Source organism: Lachnoclostridium sp. An14, from assembly GCF_002160755.1.
Classification (GTDB): domain Bacteria; phylum Bacillota; class Clostridia; order Lachnospirales; family Lachnospiraceae; genus Lachnoclostridium_A.
In genome coordinates, this window is sequence record NZ_NFLE01000017.1 from 48,637 (window position 1) to 67,829 (window position 19,193).

At 48.2% G+C, this 19,193-nt stretch carries 18 protein-coding genes; 15 read left to right on the plus strand and 3 right to left on the minus strand.

All coding sequences use genetic code 11. The features are described 5' to 3' along the window. Window positions 1-7 precede the first annotated feature (7 nt). From larA to dctP, 3 genes are read right to left on the minus strand one after another with little or no spacing between them, the layout of a single operon-like run. Window positions 8-1,282 carry a nickel-dependent lactate racemase gene (gene larA / locus B5E84_RS11095; protein ID WP_087222674.1) on the minus strand — a complete coding sequence of 425 codons (1,275 nt, stop codon included), beginning with the start codon at window positions 1,280-1,282 and terminating at the stop codon, window positions 8-10. 1 nt (window position 1,283) lies between these two features. Then, on the minus strand, window positions 1,284-2,330 hold the full coding sequence (locus B5E84_RS11100) for a PucR family transcriptional regulator (RefSeq protein WP_087222676.1): 1,047 nt from the start codon (window positions 2,328-2,330) through the stop codon (window positions 1,284-1,286). After that, window positions 2,320-4,335 carry a TRAP transporter substrate-binding protein DctP gene (gene dctP, locus B5E84_RS11105; RefSeq protein WP_087222678.1) on the minus strand — a complete coding sequence of 672 codons (2,016 nt, stop codon included), beginning with the start codon at window positions 4,333-4,335 and terminating at the stop codon, window positions 2,320-2,322. The genes B5E84_RS11100 and dctP overlap by 11 nt, the downstream gene beginning before the upstream one ends. Before the next feature lie 150 nt (window positions 4,336-4,485). Here dctP and B5E84_RS11110 point away from each other — a divergent pair, with 150 nt between their 5' ends. The 15 genes from B5E84_RS11110 (at window position 4,486) to B5E84_RS11180 (ending at window position 18,957) form a co-directional block, all read left to right on the plus strand. Continuing rightward, window positions 4,486-5,247: an alpha/beta hydrolase family protein gene (locus B5E84_RS11110; protein WP_087222680.1), complete on the plus strand. Its 762-nt coding sequence runs from the start codon at window positions 4,486-4,488 to the stop codon at window positions 5,245-5,247. A 135-nt stretch (window positions 5,248-5,382) separates the two neighbouring features. Further along, the gene (gene glpK / locus B5E84_RS11115; protein WP_087222682.1) at window positions 5,383-6,891 is read left to right on the plus strand and encodes a glycerol kinase GlpK; all 1,509 of its coding nucleotides are present in this window, start codon (window positions 5,383-5,385) and stop codon (window positions 6,889-6,891) included. A gap of 323 nt (window positions 6,892-7,214) precedes the next feature. Beyond that, window positions 7,215-8,513: an enolase C-terminal domain-like protein gene (locus B5E84_RS11120; RefSeq protein ID WP_143469210.1), complete on the plus strand. Its 1,299-nt coding sequence runs from the start codon at window positions 7,215-7,217 to the stop codon at window positions 8,511-8,513. An 18-nt stretch (window positions 8,514-8,531) separates the two neighbouring features. Then, window positions 8,532-9,743 (plus strand): ABC transporter substrate-binding protein, encoded by a 1,212-nt coding sequence (locus B5E84_RS11125; protein ID WP_087222686.1) that lies wholly within the window; start codon window positions 8,532-8,534, stop codon window positions 9,741-9,743. Window positions 9,744-9,842: 99 nt separating this feature from the next. After that, window positions 9,843-10,706: a branched-chain amino acid ABC transporter permease gene (locus B5E84_RS11130; protein ID WP_087222688.1), complete on the plus strand. Its 864-nt coding sequence runs from the start codon at window positions 9,843-9,845 to the stop codon at window positions 10,704-10,706. 12 nt (window positions 10,707-10,718) lie between these two features. Next, on the plus strand, window positions 10,719-11,654 hold the full coding sequence (locus tag B5E84_RS11135) for a branched-chain amino acid ABC transporter permease (RefSeq protein WP_087222690.1): 936 nt from the start codon (window positions 10,719-10,721) through the stop codon (window positions 11,652-11,654). Window positions 11,655-11,665: 11 nt separating this feature from the next. Next, window positions 11,666-12,442, plus strand: coding sequence for an ABC transporter ATP-binding protein (locus tag B5E84_RS11140; protein WP_087222692.1), 777 nt, complete (start codon window positions 11,666-11,668; stop codon window positions 12,440-12,442). Between the two features lie 13 nt (window positions 12,443-12,455). Then, window positions 12,456-13,166 carry an ABC transporter ATP-binding protein gene (locus B5E84_RS11145; protein WP_087222694.1) on the plus strand — a complete coding sequence of 237 codons (711 nt, stop codon included), beginning with the start codon at window positions 12,456-12,458 and terminating at the stop codon, window positions 13,164-13,166. A 3-nt stretch (window positions 13,167-13,169) separates the two neighbouring features. Further along, a complete protein-coding gene (locus B5E84_RS11150; RefSeq protein ID WP_087222696.1) occupies window positions 13,170-14,450 on the plus strand; it encodes a nickel pincer cofactor-dependent isomerase, group 22 in 1,281 nt (426 codons plus the stop codon). A gap of 8 nt (window positions 14,451-14,458) precedes the next feature. Further along, entirely contained in the window at window positions 14,459-15,919 is a 1,461-nt protein-coding gene (locus B5E84_RS11155; RefSeq protein ID WP_087222698.1) for a glycerate kinase type-2 family protein, read from the plus strand. A gap of 65 nt (window positions 15,920-15,984) precedes the next feature. Beyond that, a complete protein-coding gene (locus tag B5E84_RS11160) occupies window positions 15,985-16,977 on the plus strand; it encodes a sugar-binding transcriptional regulator (protein ID WP_143469211.1) in 993 nt (330 codons plus the stop codon). Between the two features lie 140 nt (window positions 16,978-17,117). Beyond that, complete coding sequence (locus B5E84_RS11165) at window positions 17,118-17,633, plus strand: GNAT family N-acetyltransferase (RefSeq protein ID WP_087222702.1); 516 nt, start codon at window positions 17,118-17,120, stop codon at window positions 17,631-17,633. A 225-nt stretch (window positions 17,634-17,858) separates the two neighbouring features. Further along, the gene (locus tag B5E84_RS11170; RefSeq protein ID WP_087222704.1) at window positions 17,859-18,179 is read left to right on the plus strand and encodes a putative heavy metal-binding protein; all 321 of its coding nucleotides are present in this window, start codon (window positions 17,859-17,861) and stop codon (window positions 18,177-18,179) included. A 12-nt stretch (window positions 18,180-18,191) separates the two neighbouring features. Continuing rightward, window positions 18,192-18,575, plus strand: coding sequence for a hypothetical protein (locus B5E84_RS11175; protein ID WP_087222706.1), 384 nt, complete (start codon window positions 18,192-18,194; stop codon window positions 18,573-18,575). Between the two features lie 34 nt (window positions 18,576-18,609). After that, window positions 18,610-18,957, plus strand: a complete 348-nt coding sequence (locus B5E84_RS11180; RefSeq protein ID WP_334293415.1) for an arsenate reductase family protein — start codon at window positions 18,610-18,612, stop codon at window positions 18,955-18,957. Window positions 18,958-19,193: the final 236 nt, after the last annotated feature.

The window sequence follows — 19,193 nt, forward strand, 5'->3', positions numbered from 1 at the left end:
TTTCTTGTTAAAACATGACAGACAGTCCGTCAGGAATGACAGTAATGGAAGGACGTTCAGTCTGTATCATGGCTTTAGCCAGAACAATAGCCTCGTCGATGCCGGTAGCGTAAGTTAAATGCAGGTGCTCTACTATGCTTTTTGGGGCATCGCTTACTAAAATTACGTGATAGTTTAAGAGAATGCGGCAGAATATCTGGGACTGCCACTGATCCGGCACAGTATCCGTTGAATTGCGATTTTGGATCTGTTCCATGATCAGCCGGGTATCGGGTTCGGAGGCAAAGGTTTCAAAAAAACTGTCTCCGCCGTGTCCGTCCCGGCATTGGCAGACGGCGATAATAACGCCGCCGGGGCGGCAGGTTTTGGCAGCAGTAGTCATACATTTTACACTCTGATAAATGTTTTGATCCAGAGGATAGCCTCCGTTGGAGGTAATGACAATATCTGATATCACAGGAGCGCATTGGCAAAGGGAGGCAAGAAAGCCGGTCCCTGCCTGATGCGCTTTTTCCATATCTCCGGCAAAAGCGGCAACGATTTCTTTTTGATTATTCAGAACCACATTTAAAATAAATGCCAGACCAGTTTTTTTGGCAGCAAAAACCATGTCTTCATGGATAGGGTTGTGTTCCAGAATTCCTGCCTGGGAGTGGCAGTCCGCAATCATTTCGGCACAGTGGTTGTACATGATGGAACTGCGGGCGGCCACGCCGGGCATAATGCTTTTGCGTCCCCCGGAAAAGCCGGCAAAAAAGTGGGGTTCAATAAAGCCTTCGGCGATCAGAAGGTCTGTTTCCACTGCCAGTTTGTTGAGGGCAATCATGTTTCCGGCAGGCGTCCGACCGATTTCTCTCATAGAATCGAGTTCGTCGCAGTCATGGACGCAGATCCGCTCCGAGGCTGTAATGGCAGGACCGAAACGATTTTCAATCTCCTGGGGTGTTGTAGCTCTGTGGGTGCCGGTCCCGATCAGTATGGTGATGTCTGCGTCAGGATTTCCGCGCCGGATTTCCGACAGGAGAAGGGGCATGGTCACAGAGCTGGGCATAGGACGCGTGTGATCGCTGGTGACGATAGTAATGCGTTTTTTGCCTTTGACTAGCTCGTGGAGCGGTTTAGTGCCCAAGGGATTGGCCAGAGCACTGGAGACAATGGTATCTGGTGAACCGGCTGAAACATACTGGTGCATCCGGTCGGAGATGACTGCTTTTAGTAGGTTTTCTTCAATTTTGCAGGTGAGAGATGAGGTTCCGTAAGGGATGTTCAATTCTTTTTTCATATCAGACTCCTTCTTTCTTTTTTTCAGATGTTTCCATGTACAGACATAATAGGATAAAACGAAAACGATCATGGTCACAGTGGACAGGATCCATATTTAGCAGTTTCTTCAGTTGTTGAAAACGAAAAACCACGGTGTTTTTGTGAATGTGCAGGGCAGTAGCGGCAGCAGAAACATTCAGGTCATAACGGTTTAAAGCTAAAGCTGTGGCTGCCAAATTTGGGGTATGAGCTAGTTTTTTTGCGGTTTCTTCCAAAAAATGTTCTAAAATTGGCTGTGGTGTAAGGGCTATAATGGATTCGGCCGGGTAATCGACTGCAAAGCTGGGCAGGGAAAAAGGAGAAGGAAACTTGCAGGCGCAAAGGGCAGTTAAAAAGGCTGCGCGATATTCTTTCAGCTGACGGACCGGGTAGCCGACTCCCATTCGGGTGGAAGGAGAAAATAGGCGGGAAAAGGATTGAAACCAGTAAGTCAGCCATTTCCGGGGGTCTTTTCCGTTTGGGATGGCGCAGGCGTACAACACCAATTCCGGAGTTAAGGAGGCCAGAATATCTTGTTGGCTTACTGCGCCTCGGGTAATCAAGTTCTTTCGGAGCAGAGCAAACGCGTTGTCAGAGGGGAATGCGTTTTGAGGGACCTGAAGTACACATACAATACGAGAAATATTCAGATCAATTCCCAGATTCGCTGCCATTACAGGAATTAGATTTTCCCGCTTTTCCTGTGGAGCGATCAGGCGTTGCGCGAAACGGGTCATACTATCCGCGTCACCGGGGCCGGGGATGGGAGAATGAGATTCTACCAGGCTGAGCAGGGCGTGAACCATGCGTTCAGGTACAGAGGAGATGGGAAAGTCCTCCGATGAAAATGTCATGCGCAGGTTGTGATCGGAAAAGAGAGAAAATTCCAGGCTGTAAGACATAGAGGAGGGGTGTCTGGCGTTGCAGTAAAACAGAGGAGTACCTTTGCGGTCTGACAGGGCAATGGCGCTGTTTGGAAAGGCACTTTGAAGATTGTGAAAAATTAGGAACAGGGAGTCAGACGTCATGGAATTCCTCCTTTACAGTTTGGATTTTTTTATATAAAGGTGTGTTTTTATATGTGTTATGGAGTGTGTCAGCATACTGTTTCCATGCAGCCTGAGCATCGGCATCTGGGTGGACGAGCCGCATCCCCTTCTGGGAAGTTAATATGGAGAGGCTGTGTTCCGTCAGGCGGCTCTGCTCCTCATATAACCAGGCTGTGGTATCGGAAACACATTCCGTAAAAATCGTTTGTTGCTCCGGTGACAGGCTTTCCCATACATTTGATGAAACAAGCAGTGCTTCGCTGCTAAGGGTAAATGGAATATCGGTCAAAAAATGCTGGTATCGGTAAAGGCCTGTCTCTAAAATATTGCCGGCAGGGTTCTCCTGGCAGAAGACCGTGTCGGTCTTAAGGGCTTCCGGCAAATTCTGATAACCAATAAAAATGGGAATGGCTCCGATGGATTCAAAATATGCGGATGATAAGGTGTGGTGCATGGTTCGGACATATTTTCCCTTCAGATCGTCTGGATGGGCAACGGGAGCGTTGCCGGAGGTAAGATAGCGCCAGCCCATAGTCCAGATATGGGAGAGCCGCAGGCCGGCATTTTCTACTGAGGGAGAAAGTTCCTGTATGGCCACAGTATTGAGCGCCCGTTCTGCTTGATAAACGGAGTCGAACAAAAAAGGCAGTTCCAGCACAGAGGCCCTTCCTCCAGTAAACGCGTTTAACGATCCTGTAAATAAAACGGCAATGTCCAGATCATGGTTAGAAAGCAGGTCAAGCAGCATCTGATTGTCGCCGGAGACAGCTATGGTGTGGACGGACAAACGGATGGAACCATGACTGCGATTATACAGAAATTCTGAGAGTTTCCACAGTCCTTTGTGCAGGATGCTACCGGGCTGGATTACGATTCCGGCATGAAGGTGCCGAGACTGGTTTTGAAGAAGATGGAAGGTGTGAAACAGCATTCGCCGCCGGTCATCGTTTAGTGAATTGCCTTCCAGCTTATTTTTTAATTTGTGGAGACGCTGCTGCAGGGTGTTGCGGTGAAGACCAAGCTCTTTGGCAGCCGCGGTGGGGCTGCAGTTGTGACGGCAGAGGGCGGCAATGGTTTGGCTTAGAACTGGATCGGCGTCGCAGATTTCGGTAAGAGGTTTCTGGGCATCTGTTAAGTAAGCTGGAGGCAGCTTGGACATCAAATATTCAAAGAGAAAATCTTCTATGTACAGTACCGCTTTGGTTTGACCACTATTATCATAGAGAGCGCTGGCATGGGAAAGGAGAAAATCCGTTTCAGCAAAACTGTTGTGAAGATCCTCAGGCGAAACATAGGGGCTGCCTACAGCAATTACTGTTTGAAGACAGCAGGTGTCAAAGAGGGTTTCCCGGAGCCGCAGCAGGAATGAGTGGAGAGTTTTTCGACTGTCGGATTCAGAGGGAACCTGCTTGAAAATCAGACAGGTTTCTTCGGTTGGAAATCCGCAGATGTCCTCAGCAGTAAAAGCGGGGTCAGACAGGAAAAATTCTGTCAGGATATTCTGCAGTGAGCAAGTTTGCCCTTGTACTTTAACAGAAGGAAGGGCAGTGATCAAAACGGCCTGACGAGGAAGATAAAGGGAGTACCCCATTTGTTTCAAGGTAAAAATGGCATTTGAAAGAGGAGGTCCAGAGACGATGAGCTGATTCACCAGTATGGTTTGATCCAAGGGACGGAGCGGGGCAGGAGAACCATCGGAGTTTCGGATAAAAAGGTGAAGGAGGCAGGCCAGGTAAGAGTGAAACACAGCCGTATTTTCCCCTATCAGCAGGATGTGACAAATAAACACACCATTTTCCCTGTGTGTGTACAGCGTGTGGGAAACAGAGGAATGCTGGTTCAGAATTGCGGTGGCATCTGAACGGGCGCGGGAAGACGGGGCAGCCAGAATCCTGTTCTGCTGTCCTACGACCACTGCGGTTGCGGGAATGGATTGTTTCAGAGTTTCACATAGTCTGCGGTAAAAAGTGATCTCCTGGTTCATAAAATTTCCCCCTTTTGGTTCATTATACTATTTTAACATGGGTAACGAATATGTGCCAGCAACACAAATTGGGGATGGAAGTTTTGGGTACGAGACCCATTTTATAGGGAGGAGGGGGCTGATATACTGGATATAGAAGGAGGCGGTGCCATGTATCAAGCAGTGGAATTGAACGTTAATGGAAAAATACTTCGTGGTTGTGTAAGAGTACCTGAGAGAGGGAATGGACGTTACCCGGCGGTTTGTTTCTATCATGGATTTACGGTAGAAAAGGTAGGATTAATGCGGCTGCATGAACTGTTTGCCCGAAGATGTGAAATGGCAGGGATCGCCTGTATCCGATTTGATTTTTACGGGTGTGGAGAAAGCGAAGGGGAGTTTGAGGAAATGCGCTTTCTGGATGAAGTGGAACAGGCGAAGGCAATCTACCAGTGGGCAGCGCAGCAGGCGTTTGTGGATCCAAAAAAAATTTTTATGGCCGGACACAGTTTGGGAGGGGCAGTGGCTGGAATTGCGGCGGTGGAGAAACAGCCGAAGGGACTGCTTCTGTGGTCCGCAGGAAATACGGCATATTTTGATATTAGCAGGAGAGCCGGAGCGATTCCCGGCGAGTATCAAACGTATTATGATGTGGGAGGATTAAAGCTGGCGGGGGAATTCATTGAGGAACTAAGAAAGACGGACGTTGTGAATGAATCCAAGGGATATAGAGGCAGAGTGCTGCTGGTTCACGGAGAAAGGGATGAGAAAATACCCATAGCATCTGCGGGATCTTATATGGATATGTATGGCGGCAATGCGTGTCTGCGGGTAATAGAGGGGGCGGATCACCAATTCAGCTCTATAGAGTGGAAAGAAAAAGTATATCAGTATTCCATAGATTTTTTGAAAAATCAGATAAAAAACGCATAGGGAATCGAAACAACATTCAGATAACTGCGAGATGTGAGAATTACGAACAGGGGCTTGAGAAAAAAGAGTGAGCATTTCCAGAAAGGGGATGATTACTCTTTTTGTTTTTAGCGCAAGATGGAGGGGGGTAAGACTATGGAAAAACGATACGTGATGGCTATGGATCAAGGTACGACCAGTTCCAGATGTATTTTGTTTGATCGGGAAGGAAATGTGAGAAGTGTTGCACAGAAGGAATTTACACAGTATTATCCCAGGCCTGGTTGGGTAGAGCATGATCCGATGGAGATTTGGGCGACACAGATCGGAGTTGCTATCGAGGCTATGGGAGCAATTGGTGTGTCGGCGGAGGAGATTGCGGCAATTGGGATTACGAATCAGCGAGAGACGACCGTTATCTGGGATCGGGAGACTGGACTGCCCATTCACAAAGCGATTGTATGGCAGTGCAGAAGGACTGCGGAGAGGATTGAAAGACTGAAACAAGATGGAATGGAGGAATACATAAAACAAAAGACAGGGTTGATTCCTGACGCGTATTTCTCTGGCAGCAAAATAGAGTGGATTTTGGATCATGTACCAGGAGCCAGACAAAAGGCGGAGAAGGGGGACTTGCTTTTTGGAACGATAGATACCTGGTTAATCTGGAAATTGACAGGAGGACGGGCCTTTGCCACGGATGTCACCAACGCGTCCAGGACAATGTTATTTGATATTGAGCAGTTGTGCTGGGATGAAATGCTGTTAAAGTATTTTCGGATTCCCCGTCAAATGATGCCGGAGGTTCGGATGTCCAGCGATGCGTTTGGAAATACGGCAACGGAGGTACTGGGAGCGGAGATTCCCATAACAGGTGTGGCGGGGGATCAGCAGGCGGCTTTGTTTGGACAATGCTGTTTTGAGCCGGGAATGGTAAAAAATACGTATGGTACCGGATGTTTTACACTGATGAATACGGGAAAAAAACGAGTAAAATCTGGGAATGGACTGTTAACTACGATTGCAGTGGGAATAGATGGACAGGTCCAGTATGCACTGGAGGGAAGTGTTTTTGTCGCAGGGGCGGCAATTCAATGGCTACGGGATGAAATGAGAATGCTGCGGACAGCGCCACAGTCGGAAGATTACTGCAGGGCAGTGGACAGTACAGACGGAGTTTATGTAGTTCCGGCTTTTGCCGGGCTGGGAGCTCCGTATTGGAATCCGTATGCCAGGGGAATGGTCGTAGGACTGACCAGAGGGACGGGAAAGGAACAGTTTATCCGGGCAGTGGTAGAATCATTGGCGTATCAGGTTAATGATTTAATTCGGGCGATGGAGGCAGATTCTGGAATTCAAATGAAAGAATTAAAAGTAGACGGCGGCGCCAGCGGGAATGATTTTCTCCTGCAGTTTCAAGCCGACATTTCTAACGCGATTCTGGAGCGGCCTCAATGCGTGGAAACAACAGCTTTGGGAGCGGCATATCTGGCGGGGCTGTCAGTGGAATTTTGGAATGGAAAAGAAGAACTGCGGAAAAACTGGAACATGGAAAAGCGGTTTTGCAGCCGGATGGAGGAGTCTGAACGGGAGCATCTGCTGGATGGCTGGAGCCGGGCTGTGAAATGTGCCCAGATATGGGCAGAATACAAAGGGGGGAAATAAACTGCCGAATGGTATGACAGTTCTGGGAAGAAAAGTTGACGGATGAGAATGCTTTTTGTCAGAGTAGGTGAGAGTTCAACCGCTAAAAAGAGAAAAGTGATTTTTGTAAAAATATATTGTGACTATTGACAATTATAATATCATATGATATTATTTGTATATACAAAAGTTACAAAAACCCAGAGACGGAGAGAGAGGGGACACGAAGAATAGGGAAATCTTTGTGTCCCCTTATTTTTTACCTTGATAGTAAATTTTGATATAAGCTAAAATATCATATGATATTTGGCTTGTAATAGTAAACAATGAAAGGAGAATGAGGGGTGTCAAAACACGAGATTGTTTCGGTATCAGCAATGCAGGTATTTACTTGGAGGCATCATCCGGGGGTAGAGGCCGTTGTAATTACCAAAGGCGGCGCGGAAGGGAGAGCAGTCTGTACAGCAGGGATTTCTATGGGAACGCATGAGGTAAAGTTCTCTTATGATGGAGGCGACCGGTGGAATGGACTGGGAGTGGAAAAGGCTGTGCGGGCGGTGAAGGAGATTTTGGAGCCAGTTCTTGTGGGAATGGATGCTACGGATCAGTACGCGGTGGATCAGGCGATGCTGAACATTCCGGAGGAAAAAAAGGCCCATTTAGGCGGAAATGCAATTGCTGCCGTGTCAGCTGCGGTTTTGAAGGCTGGGGCAAAGAGCTTAGGAATTCCTCTGTATCGTCATATCGGAGGAACCAGTGCCATGTATCTTCCAGTTCCAGGAGTTCCGGCGGCAGCGGGACATGAACGGTATGGCGGATGTGTGACCACACCGGATACAAAGCCCACATATTCCTTCATGTGCCATGGATTTGAGAGCTTTTCAGAAGCATCCTATGCAGGATGGGAGATCCAGGAGCTGTGGACAGAGACCATGAGAGGAATGGGCATTTACCCGCCGGATTACTATGGCCTGTTTGACATACCCAAGGGATATTTTAAATCAGATGAAGAACTCTGGGAACTGATGGCTGAGACGATTCGGAAAGCGGGTCATGAGGGAAAAGTAGGAATCCAGATGGATGTGGCGTCGGATTGTTACTACGACAGGACAGATCAGAAATACAAAGGGATTTTCTCAGAAAAACCTAAGACAAAAGAAGAAATGATGGAATTATATGAGTATGCGGTGGCGAATTATCCATTCGTAATCATAGAAGATCCGTTTTATGAGGATGATTATGAGAGCCATGCAGAGTTGGTTCGCCGGGTGGACATCCAGATTGTTGGAGATGATCTGTTTACCACCAATCCTAAACGTGTGGCATATGGAGCGAAAATCGGAGCAGCCAATACGGTACTATTAAAAGTAAACCAGGTGGGAACGATCAGCGAGACGCTTGAGATGGTACAGTTTGCGTACCGGAACGGATATGGCGTCATGCCTTGTGAAAGCAGAGGGGAGGGAGACGCAATCGCAGATTACTGTGTAGGAATCAATGCCTGTGCAGTCCGGGAGATGGCAGTGGGATTGGTAGCAAACCGGTTCCTGGAGATTGAAAAAGAACTGGGCAGCAAGGCGAGATTCTCCGGGACTGCTGGGCTGAAAGGCAGACGTTTTTCACCGCGGAAATCTATATCTTAAAAGAAGGGAGAAAAATTTATGAGAAAAAGGAAGGCAGTTTCTATATTGATGGCAGGACTGATGATGTTTTCAATGGCGGCCTGTGGAGGTGGTCAGGACAATGCAGGGGGAACTTCGGCGCAGAACGTGGAAAATAGCGGAGAAACGGAGAAAACAGAGGCTGCGGCGGAAAGCGGAGATCCCATTAAGATCGGTGTAATGGCAACTCTGACCGGTTATCCGTTAAACGGAGAACATATGAGAAACGGAGTTTTGATGGCTATCGACGAGATTAATGAAAATGGAGGCGTGCTGGGGCGGCAGCTGGAAGCCGATGTTCAGGACTGTAGCAATACGACCGACGTGGCAATCAATGCGACGAATAAACTGATCAGTGAAGGTGTTGTAGGAATTATTGGCCCTCATTACAGTTCTCAGGGCCTGGCAATTGAATCCATTATCAAAGAGGCTCAGGTTCCTATGCTGGTAGGAGGGACAAGCCCGAAATTTGTAAATGAGTGTGATAATGATTTCCTGTTCCGGATCCGGGCTTCCGATGATCTTCAGGCTGCGGCTGCGGCGGCATATCTGGTGGATGAGTACGGTGTCACTAAAGTGGCGATTCTTCACGGCAGTGATGACTTTGGAACCGGCGGAATGCAGGTAGCGGCAAAGTACTTTGATTCCGTAGGTGTGGAATATTGCGCGCAGTCCTTTAACAATGAGGATACAGATGTCACGTCTCAGATTTTAAAGTGTATCAACGAAAATTGCGACGGTGTCATGATTTGGGCGACAGAGGCGGCCTATCCTATCGTAGCCAGACAGATGTCTGAGCTGGGACTTCAGGCACCCACAATCACGAATCCGTCACTGGCGGTCGATTCCTGCCTTGCGCAGATGGAGCCGTCGTGGGTGGAGGGCTGGTACTGTGTCACTGATTTCTTGACCAATAATACGAATCAGGAAGTACAGGACTTCATCGCTGCATATCAGGCAGAATACGGGGCTGAGGAAAGTGTGGATCTGCATTGCGCGGCTTATTACAGCGCAGTATACGCATTGGCAGATGGTATTGAACGCGCAGGCAGCACCAACGGGGAAGATGTAGCGAAAGCTTTGAGAGAGACAAAAGACGTTCCCGGGCTGGTAGGTGATTTCAACTGTAACGAGGATGGAGAAATGATTCATGAAATTATTCTCGGACAGTGTAAGGACCTGCAGATCGAATACATAGATGTCATTCAGTAACGTGCGGGGGGAATGTTTCCCCCGCTTTGATCATAGGAAAGTGTGTTTCGCACGTATAGGCGAAAGCTCTTTCCTATGATACGAGAAGGAGGTATTTTCGTGACGATTGCAATGCAGCTTTTGGTCAGCGGAATTGCCATGGGGTTTGTCTATGCTTTGGTAGGGATCGAGTATACATTGATCTGGAATTCCATGGGCCTGTTGAATTTTGGCCATGAAAAAGTGATCATGCTGGGAGCTTACATTTACGCAGGGTCTATGATTTTGGATATGGGACTAGGCTTTATACCAGGCATTATGGGGGCGGTGATCCTGGTGGCAGCTTTAGGCGTGGTCGTTGCAGTATCTATTTTTATACCGCTGAGAAATATGAACCGTTTATGCGCGATTATGGCGACGGTGATGCTGGGAAATATCATAAATGAGGCGGTTCGTCTGTATTATGGGCCGGAGGCCATGACCGTAAAAGGTTTTATGTCGGGAACATTCCGCCTCGGCAGCTTGGTGGTGGCAAAAGCCTATATTTATATCATTATGATCGCGCTGGTCATTGTGTTTCTGCTCAACTTATTTATGAAATGCACGAAAGTGGGAAAAGCCATGAGGTGCGTGGCATCGAACAAAACAGCAGCCGCGCTTATGGGAATCAATGTAAGAAGTAATATGGCAATCACTACGGCAATTAGCTTTGCGATCTGCTGTGTGTTGGGGATTGCGATTATTCCGGTATCCAGTGTCAATGCCTCGATGGCGACCATGATATCTTTAAAAGGGTTCGCAGCGGGCGTAATCGGAAGTTTCGGTTCTCTGCCGGGAGCGATTCTGGGAGGTCTCATTCTGGGAGTAGCAGAAAACATCGCAGGTATGGTTTTTCCTTCTACGTTCAAAGATGTAGTGGCGTTCGTATTTCTGATTGCCGTGCTGATGGTGAAACCAACGGGGATTTTAGGGAAAAGACGATAAGGGGGTGGAAAGATGTCAAAAACAATAAAACGGTATGGATATGTGCTGGCAGTGGCGGCTGCTTTGCTATTGCCGCAGGTGGTCAGCAATACCTACTACGTGACAATGTTCTGCCTGACTTTGATCTATATCATTATCGCGTTTGGGCTGAATTTTATTACCGGAATGACAGGGCAGATGAATTTGGGGACAGCAGGGATTTTCTGCCTGGGGGCCTATACTTCAGCGCTGTTGACAACGAAAACCTCCATCTCCCCGTGGATTGCGCTGATTGTAGTCATAGGAGTAGGCTTTTTGATTGGAGTCGGTCTGGGATATCCCAGCTTTCGTCTGGAAGGAGTTTACCTGTCTCTGACTACCATTGCATTTGCGGAGGCAGTGCGGCAGCTGGCTAACAATATGACAGACTTTACCGGAGGCGCGCAGGGCGTGAGAAATATTCCTCCATTCACCGTATTTGGTTATGAAATAACATCAAAAATTCAGAATTACTATTTCATTCTGGCGTTTGTGATTCTGTTCGGTTTCATCAGTTATCGGATCATGCACTCAAAATGGGGACGGGCCTTCATTGCCATTCGGGACAACATAGACGCGGTATCCACCTGTGGAATCAATACCGCTCATATCAAAATCATCGCGTTTACCCTGGCGTCCGTATTCGGATGTGTAGCCGGTGGTCTGTATGCCCATTATTCTTCTTATATCAATGCCTCCACGTTTACCCTCAATCTTTCGGTGACGTTTGTGGTGATGATTCTGATCGGAGGTATGGGAAATTTGTGGGGCTGTATTTTAGGAGCTGTGATTGTTTCCATGCTCCCGGAATTTTTAAGGTTCCTGGGAGAGTACTACCAGCTGACCTATTCCATATTGATTCTGTTATGTATCCTGTTTATGCCGGGAGGCATTTTATCGGTAGTTAAGAAATTAAAACGCAAGAGGTAGGAGGAAATCGTATGAGTGTATTGGAAATTCAACATTTGACAAAGCGGTTTGCCGGCCTGGTTGCTGTAAATGATTTAAGCTTTGCCGTAAAGGAGCGCTCGATTCACTCGTTAATCGGGCCCAACGGATCCGGAAAAACGACCACGATCAATATGATTGACGGAGTGTTTTTACCGACAGAGGGAAAGGTTATTTTTAACGGAGTGGACATTACAGGAAAACCTACCTATGAAATCTCAAGACTGGGATTAGGACGGACATTCCAGAATATCAAGCTTTTTAACACGCTGACTGTTAAAGAAAACTTGATGGTGGGCGGTCAGATGTTTTATGCGAAAAGCAATATTTTAAGATTTTTGTTTGACATACCAGGGGCAAGGAGGGAAGAAAAAGCATTATCTGAGGCGGCGGATCAGGTGCTGGAATTTATGAAAATGCAGGATGTGGCAGACAAGACGGTGGGCGGTCTGCCATATGGTATGCTGAAGATGGTGGAGTTGGCCAGGACGATGATGACCAAGCCGCGATTGATTCTGCTGGATGAGCCGGCAGCTGGTCTGAATCCGTCGGAAAGAAAGCAGCTGATTGACATCCTGTTTCACATTTTTGAGAGCGGAGTGGATCTGTTTTTAATCGAGCATAATATGGATGTGGTTATGAATATCAGCCATAACATAACGGTCATCAATTTTGGTTCCAAGATCGCGGAGGGAGTTCCCAAGGAGATTCAGAATAATCCAGAGGTGATCAAGGCTTACCTTGGAGACCGCTATCAGAAACAGGCATAAAGGAGGAACGGCTATGCTGGAAGTAAAGAACATCCATGCTTCTTACGGGAAAGTGCACGTTCTTCATAATGTGAGCATCCAGGTAGGGGAGCAGGAAATCGTATCTATTATCGGGGCAAACGGGGCGGGAAAATCCACCCTGATGCGAAATATTATGGGCCTGTATCATCCGCGTTCTGGAGATATCAGGATGGACGGAGAAAGTATTCTTCGGTTGAAAACGGATCAGATTGTAAAAAAAGGGATTGTATATGTGCCGGAGGGACGGGAAGTATTTCCAGATCTGTCTGTGGAGGATAATCTGGAGATGGGAGCGTTTTCAAGGCGGTACAGCGCTCAGAAATATAAAAGTCTTCTGGAGGAAGTCTATGAGATCTATCCGCGTCTGAAAGACAGGAGAAAGCAGCTGGCCGGTTCCTTAAGCGGAGGGGAACAGCAGATGGTAGCGATTGCGAGAGGTCTTATGAGCGAGCCCAAGCTGATTATGTTTGATGAGCCATCACTGGGTTTAGCGCCGGTGATTGTGGATGAAATGTTTGACGTGATTGTCCGCATCAACCGGGAGAAAAAACTTCCCGTAATCCTGGTAGAACAGAATGCGTTTGCGGCTCTCAGTATTTCCAACAGGTGCTACGTGATGGAAAACGGAGTGGTGACCGCCAGTGGCGACAGCAAAGTGCTGATGAATAGTCCTGAAATAAAGAAAGCATATCTGGGAGGGTGACGGATGGAAGAAAAGAGAAAACGGGCGTTTCATGAGCTTTTATCATCAGCGGAGATCCCTGCGTTTGCGAGAGTGAGCTACCAAGTGGAAAAGCCGAGACTGGATGATGTGGAGGCGGCAGTTAGGGAAACATTGTCAAAATGCAGGGATTTTGACAAAATTAAGAAAGGAGACCGGGTTGCCCTTACGGCAGGAAGCAGGGAGATTGCCAATATTGTAGAAATTCTTAGGACCGTTGCCGGGGAGATCCGGAAACGAGGCGGGGTCCCAGTGGTGATTCCCGCTATGGGCAGCCATGGAGGAGCGACAGCGGAAGGTCAGAGGGAGATTTTAGCTCATTATGGAATTACAGAGGAATCTGTGGGGGCAGAGATTCGATCTTCTATGGAAACGGTATGCCTGGGAAGGACGGAAGAAGGGGACGAGGTATATCTGGACAGAAATGCCATGGAGATGGAGCATATTATTCCGATTGGAAGAATTAAGCCCCATACGGATTTCCGGGGACCAGTGGAGAGCGGGATCGTAAAAATGATGGTGATTGGACTGGGCAAACAGCATGGGGCGTCCATCTGCCACAAACTGGGTTTTCCCAATATGAGTGAAAATCTTTTGCGCTTTGCGAAGATAGTGCTGCGGAATGCGCCCATTCTGCTGGGAATTGGCATTGTGGAAAATGCGGCGCATGAGACAGCGCTGGTGGAAGCGGTAGGAGCGAAAGAAATTTTAAAACGGGAGCCAGAACTTTTAGATTATGCGAAATCTTTAATGCCCCAAATTCCCTTTGACCCCATTGATGTTTTGATTGTCAGCCAGATGGGAAAGGAGATCAGCGGGGCGGGAATGGATCCGAACATTACGGGTCGATCTTGCGTATTGGGGAAATTTACACCTCATGCAGAAAAAATTGCAGTATTGGATCTGACTGATAAATCCGAGGGGAATGCGGCTGGAATGGGAAATGCGGACGCAATAACAGAGAGAATGTATAAGAAAATAGATCTGTTCCCTATTTATGTAAATGGGATTACCTGTCGGGACACAGAGGGCACACGTCTTCCTGTGGTAATGCCCGATGATGAAACTGCTGTTAAATTTTGTCTTTATACCTGTATTAAACGGGACGCTACGAAAAATGGCCGGGTGGTGTGGATTAAAAACACGGCCAATCTGGAGCAGTTTTGGATTTCTGAGAGTTTGAAAGAGGAGGCCCGGAAGGTGAAGGGACTGACAGTGGAGGAGGAATTTCGCACCCTCAGGTTTGAAGACACGATGAAAGGTTAGAGACGGATATGAGGATTTTAAACAGGGATATGCTTTTGGCATCCGGAAACCGATCCGGAAGGGAAACTGTTTTAGAAATCATGGAAACCGGTTTGAGGGCAGCGGATCCTTACGAAAATACAAAGAAACTGCTGAAACGGGAGGGAACTATCCTCTATGTGGGAAATCGGGAGTTTGAGGCAGACAACGATCCGGATGCCGGAGTGGAGGCAATCGACTTAGAATCGGTTGGCTCGATATATGTGGTCGGAGCAGGAAAAGGGGTGCAGAGGGTGGCCCTTGCCCTGGAGGAGGTGTTAGGGGAAAACTTGACGGGAGGGTGCGTAACAGCAAAGTATGGCGATCCGCTGCTGTTAAAACGGATTCATGTTACCTATGGCGCCCATCCCGTTCCAGATGAGGGCTGTGTTCAGGGCAGTATGGAAATTTGCAAGCTTTCTGAACACATTACAGACAGGGATTTAGTATTTACGATTATTGCCAATGGAGGCAGCTCCCTTCTCACTTTGCCGGAAGATGGAATTTCTCTGGAGGATGTAAAAACACTGACAGCTATGATGCAGATTGAAAAGGGCGTGACCACTGTGGAACTGAATGTCATCCGAAACCATATTGATAAACTCAAAGGTGGGAAAATGACCCGTCTTTTCGGGAAGGCTCAGCAAATCCATCTGGTGGTTACTGATGCGAATCACCACGTGATTCAGGGGAAACGTCACGATTATTATGGCCTTCTAAAAGAGAATGTATGGCTTCACAATCTTCCGGAAGGATCCACCTTTGCTCAGGCAATGGAGATTCTTCACAGATATAATGCCTGGGAGAGTTGTCCGGAGTCCATCAGAGCGTATCTTCAAAAAGGAGGACCGTCGGAGGAGACGGTAAAATACGAGGAGTTTATAAAAACCCGTTTTCGCGTGTTTGGTGTTATGCCGGACAGCGCCCATTTTCTTCCGGCTGCCCAAAAGGCTGCGAAACATATGGGGTATCACACCGTGATTTTGAGCCAGACGATTCACGCGGAGGCGTCACAGTGCGCAAAGGTACTTGCATCTATCGCGAAAAATATTGAAGATTATGGAGAACCATTTCAAAAACCGGTAGTGCTGTTGACGTCTGGGGAAATGCTGGTGACAGTAAACGGAGAATCAGGAGTAGGGGGCAGGAATCAGGAGTTTGCCCTGGTATGCGCGAAAGAAATTCAGGGAAGTCCCGGTATTGTGATTGCCTCCGCCGATTCAGATGGAACGGATGGTCCAGGTGGACTGTGCCTGGAGGGGGCTCCGGGATGTCTTGGGGGAGGTATTGTGGATGGCATGACGTATGGAAAGGCACAGGAGGCCGGAATTGATATAGAACAGTGTCTGCTGAGCCATGGAACGTCTGAACCGTTGTGGAACTTAGGATGCGGCCTGGAAATGGAGCAGAATATCAGTTTGAATGATCTGACGGTAATTTTTGTGGGGTGATTGACTTCATTTCCTTTTGTATATTATAATATTTTGGATAATATATCCAGAAAAGAGGAACGGATTTGGTATCTTATAATAAAATGCCGTTGTTGATTAATGTGGCCAAACTTTACTATGAGAGTGGATACAGTCAGAATGAGATCGCGCAGCAGCTGGGGATCTCCCGGCCGTATGTCTCTAAGCTTTTGATGATGGCGAGAGAAGAAAATGTTGTATCCATTAAAATTCAGGATCCCCTGCAGACCGAGAGCCGGTTGGAACACGATATCAGGAGCTTTTTCCAGCTGAGACGCGTGATTGTGACGCCCAGCAAGGTAGGGGAGAACCATCTGTTTACATTGGGGGAGGCGACAGCTAAATATTTGGATTCCATTGTAAAAAAAGATGATATTGTCATGGCTGGCTGGGGACGAACGATCTATGCGGTATCCAAAAAAGTGATAGAGCGCAGCGACCTGGAAAATGTGACTGTGGTATCCATGGGAGGGATTCCTACGAATTTTACTCAGAATGTGTTTGGCTTTGAACCAGTGGTCAACTTGGCCGGTGCCTGGTGTGGAATGCCCTATATTCTGCCGGCTCCGGTAATGATCCGGGATCCCGAGGCTCGGGAAGGATTTTTGCGAGAGCAGTCTATCGCGGAAGTTATGGAATACATGGAAAGGGCGAATATTGCCCTGTTTACAATGGGCGATTTGAACCGTTCCTCCTATTGGACGCAAAAGGGTTATATGACAGACGAGGAATGGCAGCATATTATGGAGCAGGAAGCCGTGGGGGATGTCTGTCTGCATATTTTGAATAAGGAAGGAAATATTTGCGATGAGACCATTGATAAAAAACTGATCGCCCTGCCTCTGGAAAAAATCAAACAGAAGGAATATCGTATAGGTGTGGCCTCAGGACGGGAAAAGATTGATATTACATATGCCGCCTTAAAGGCAGGCATTATCAATGTGCTTATTGTGGATGAGGATATTGCAAAAGCCGTTATCGTTCATCTGCATCAGGAGGGGAGATATGGAGAACAGGCGGAATTTATTCCGTCCAGATAGTTGTATTACGGCTCTATCCAGTTGCCAACTCCCTTGCCAGCAGTACAATGTCCTTATCCATTTCCACAATTTTGTCTGTATCTTCCTCCCAAATCATGGTAAAATGAGGAAAACCATGAACCCATAAGGAGGCAGACCATATGAGCAGCCAATCAATCAGACTGATTCCAGTAAAAGCGGAGGACCGCCCCACCATTGAGGCGCTCTCCGCTTTCGCGTCTCATATCGTAAAAGAACATTTCGACCCCATCATCGGGGCAGCCCAGAACGATTACATGATTGCCCGGTTCCAGACCGTTTCCGCCATCCAGGGACAGATCTCCTCCGGCTACCGATATTACCTGGCGGAGGACGAAGATGGGACAATGGAAGGTTTTCTGGCCTTTTACCCCAGGGACGGAAAAATGTATCTCAGCAAATTCTACGTGGACAGCCGCGCCAGGGGACGGGGCATCGCCAGGGAAATGTTTCGTTTTCTCCTAGAGGAGACGAAAAAAGAGGGGCTCCCGTCCATTTTCCTGAACGTAAACCGGGACAACGAAACGGTCATCCGCATCTATGAGCATCTGGGATTCCGGAAGGTGAGAAAGGAAAAAAATGACATCGGCGGCGGTTTCGTCATGGACGATTTCGTGCTGGAATGCCCGGTGGAGTGAGAGCGCGGGGCCTTCCTCCGGCCGCCATCTCTCTGGTCCGTACATTCTGTAAAATATCTTACAATTTCCATAAGAATTCAGAAAAGAATTGCAGCGGCGGTGCCGCGTGTTATAATGTTGTGACATAGAAACCAATATTTCCTATGGCACAACAGCCTCCGGCAGGAGGCATACTCCGCGCAGAGGAAGATGGCTGCCGGATCACAAACATGAAGGAGGAATGGCATGATTATCACAACAACACCGTCCGTAGAGGGCAGAAGGATCGTGGAATACAAGGGGATCGTATTTGGAGAGGTCGTCTCCGGCGTAAACTTTATAAAGGATTTCGCCGCCGGCCTGAGCAACTTTTTCGGCGGCCGCTCCGGCTCCTATGAGGAGGAGCTGATGCAGGCCAGGACGGAGGCCCTGGAGGAGATGAAACAGCGTGCCAAGGCCCTGGGGGCCAACGCCGTCGTGGGCGTGGACGTGGACTACGAGGTGCTGGGGGCGGATAACGGTATGCTTATGGTATCCGTCAGCGGCACGGCCGTGGTGTGCGAATAGGGGGCTTTGAGTATGAAAAAGAGACGTTTTCTCCCTCAGACCCTGTTGGGGGGACTGGTGCTTTTGGCCGTCATTTTGGCGGCCATTGGCCTGGGAGGGGGAAAGAAAAATCCTTTGTTTGACCGGAATTCATCGGTGACCCTCTACGCCGCCACTCCGGTGGGAAAGGAACCGGACCTTTCTCCGGAGACGTATTTTCCCCGGGACGAAGAAGAATATGAGGATCTGGATTACGGAAAATTCACCTTCGATCTGGCGGGCTGTGACCTGGATGTGCCGGGCACCTATGAGATCCCCGTCTACTACGGCGGCGAGCGGACCGTGTGTACCGTGGAGCTGGAGGTGACGGCCCCTGTGGATCTTACGGGATTTGAGGGTCAGAGTGTCCGCCAGTGACGGACAAAATGAGAAAGGACAGTGAAAAATTATGATACTTTTCATCGAATATCCAAAGTGCTCCACCTGCCAGAAGGCAAAGAAATGGCTCCAGGAGCGAAAGGTAGAATTTCAGGACCGCCACATTGTGGAGGAGCGGCCCACGAAGGAGGAGCTGAAGAAGTGGGTGGCTGCCAGCGGCCTGCCCTTAAAGCGCTTTTTCAACACCAGCGGGATGAAATATAAGGAGCTGGGCCTGAAGGACCGCCTGCCCACAATGAGTGAGGAGGAACAGTACGATCTGCTGGCCTCCGACGGGATGCTGGTAAAGCGCCCGCTGCTCATCGGCGACGGATTCGTGATTCCCGGCTTTAAGGAAAAAGAGTGGCTGGAAAAATTATAAAACTTTTTGAAGACTGTGTCCTTCCTGGGTCGTTATGTAAGATACCAGGGGCAAAAGGCGGGAAAACGAACACAGACCTGCCTGCGGGAGAATTTTAACCTTCTGCCCTGTCAAAACACAAATGAAGAAACCGTTTGAAAGAAAAACGGGAGGAATATGAATGTTTTTAAGGGCCGAAAACGCGCGCGGCGCGAAACGGTCCGGTATCAGAAAAACCGGCGAGCCGGAAATGAGAA

Coding starts and splice junctions, on each gene's coding strand:
- larA (WP_087222674.1), bottom strand. CDS start 1,282: ATGAAAAAAGAATTGAACATCCCTTACGGAACCTCATCTCTCACCTGC.
- B5E84_RS11100 (WP_087222676.1), bottom strand. CDS start 2,330: ATGACGTCTGACTCCCTGTTCCTAATTTTTCACAATCTTCAAAGTGCC.
- dctP (WP_087222678.1), bottom strand. CDS start 4,335: ATGAACCAGGAGATCACTTTTTACCGCAGACTATGTGAAACTCTGAAA.
- B5E84_RS11110 (WP_087222680.1), top strand. CDS start 4,486: ATGTATCAAGCAGTGGAATTGAACGTTAATGGAAAAATACTTCGTGGT.
- glpK (WP_087222682.1), top strand. CDS start 5,383: ATGGAAAAACGATACGTGATGGCTATGGATCAAGGTACGACCAGTTCC.
- B5E84_RS11125 (WP_087222686.1), top strand. CDS start 8,532: ATGAGAAAAAGGAAGGCAGTTTCTATATTGATGGCAGGACTGATGATG.
- B5E84_RS11135 (WP_087222690.1), top strand. CDS start 10,719: ATGTCAAAAACAATAAAACGGTATGGATATGTGCTGGCAGTGGCGGCT.
- B5E84_RS11140 (WP_087222692.1), top strand. CDS start 11,666: ATGAGTGTATTGGAAATTCAACATTTGACAAAGCGGTTTGCCGGCCTG.
- B5E84_RS11145 (WP_087222694.1), top strand. CDS start 12,456: ATGCTGGAAGTAAAGAACATCCATGCTTCTTACGGGAAAGTGCACGTT.
- B5E84_RS11150 (WP_087222696.1), top strand. CDS start 13,170: ATGGAAGAAAAGAGAAAACGGGCGTTTCATGAGCTTTTATCATCAGCG.
- B5E84_RS11155 (WP_087222698.1), top strand. CDS start 14,459: ATGAGGATTTTAAACAGGGATATGCTTTTGGCATCCGGAAACCGATCC.
- B5E84_RS11165 (WP_087222702.1), top strand. CDS start 17,118: ATGAGCAGCCAATCAATCAGACTGATTCCAGTAAAAGCGGAGGACCGC.
- B5E84_RS11170 (WP_087222704.1), top strand. CDS start 17,859: ATGATTATCACAACAACACCGTCCGTAGAGGGCAGAAGGATCGTGGAA.
- B5E84_RS11175 (WP_087222706.1), top strand. CDS start 18,192: ATGAAAAAGAGACGTTTTCTCCCTCAGACCCTGTTGGGGGGACTGGTG.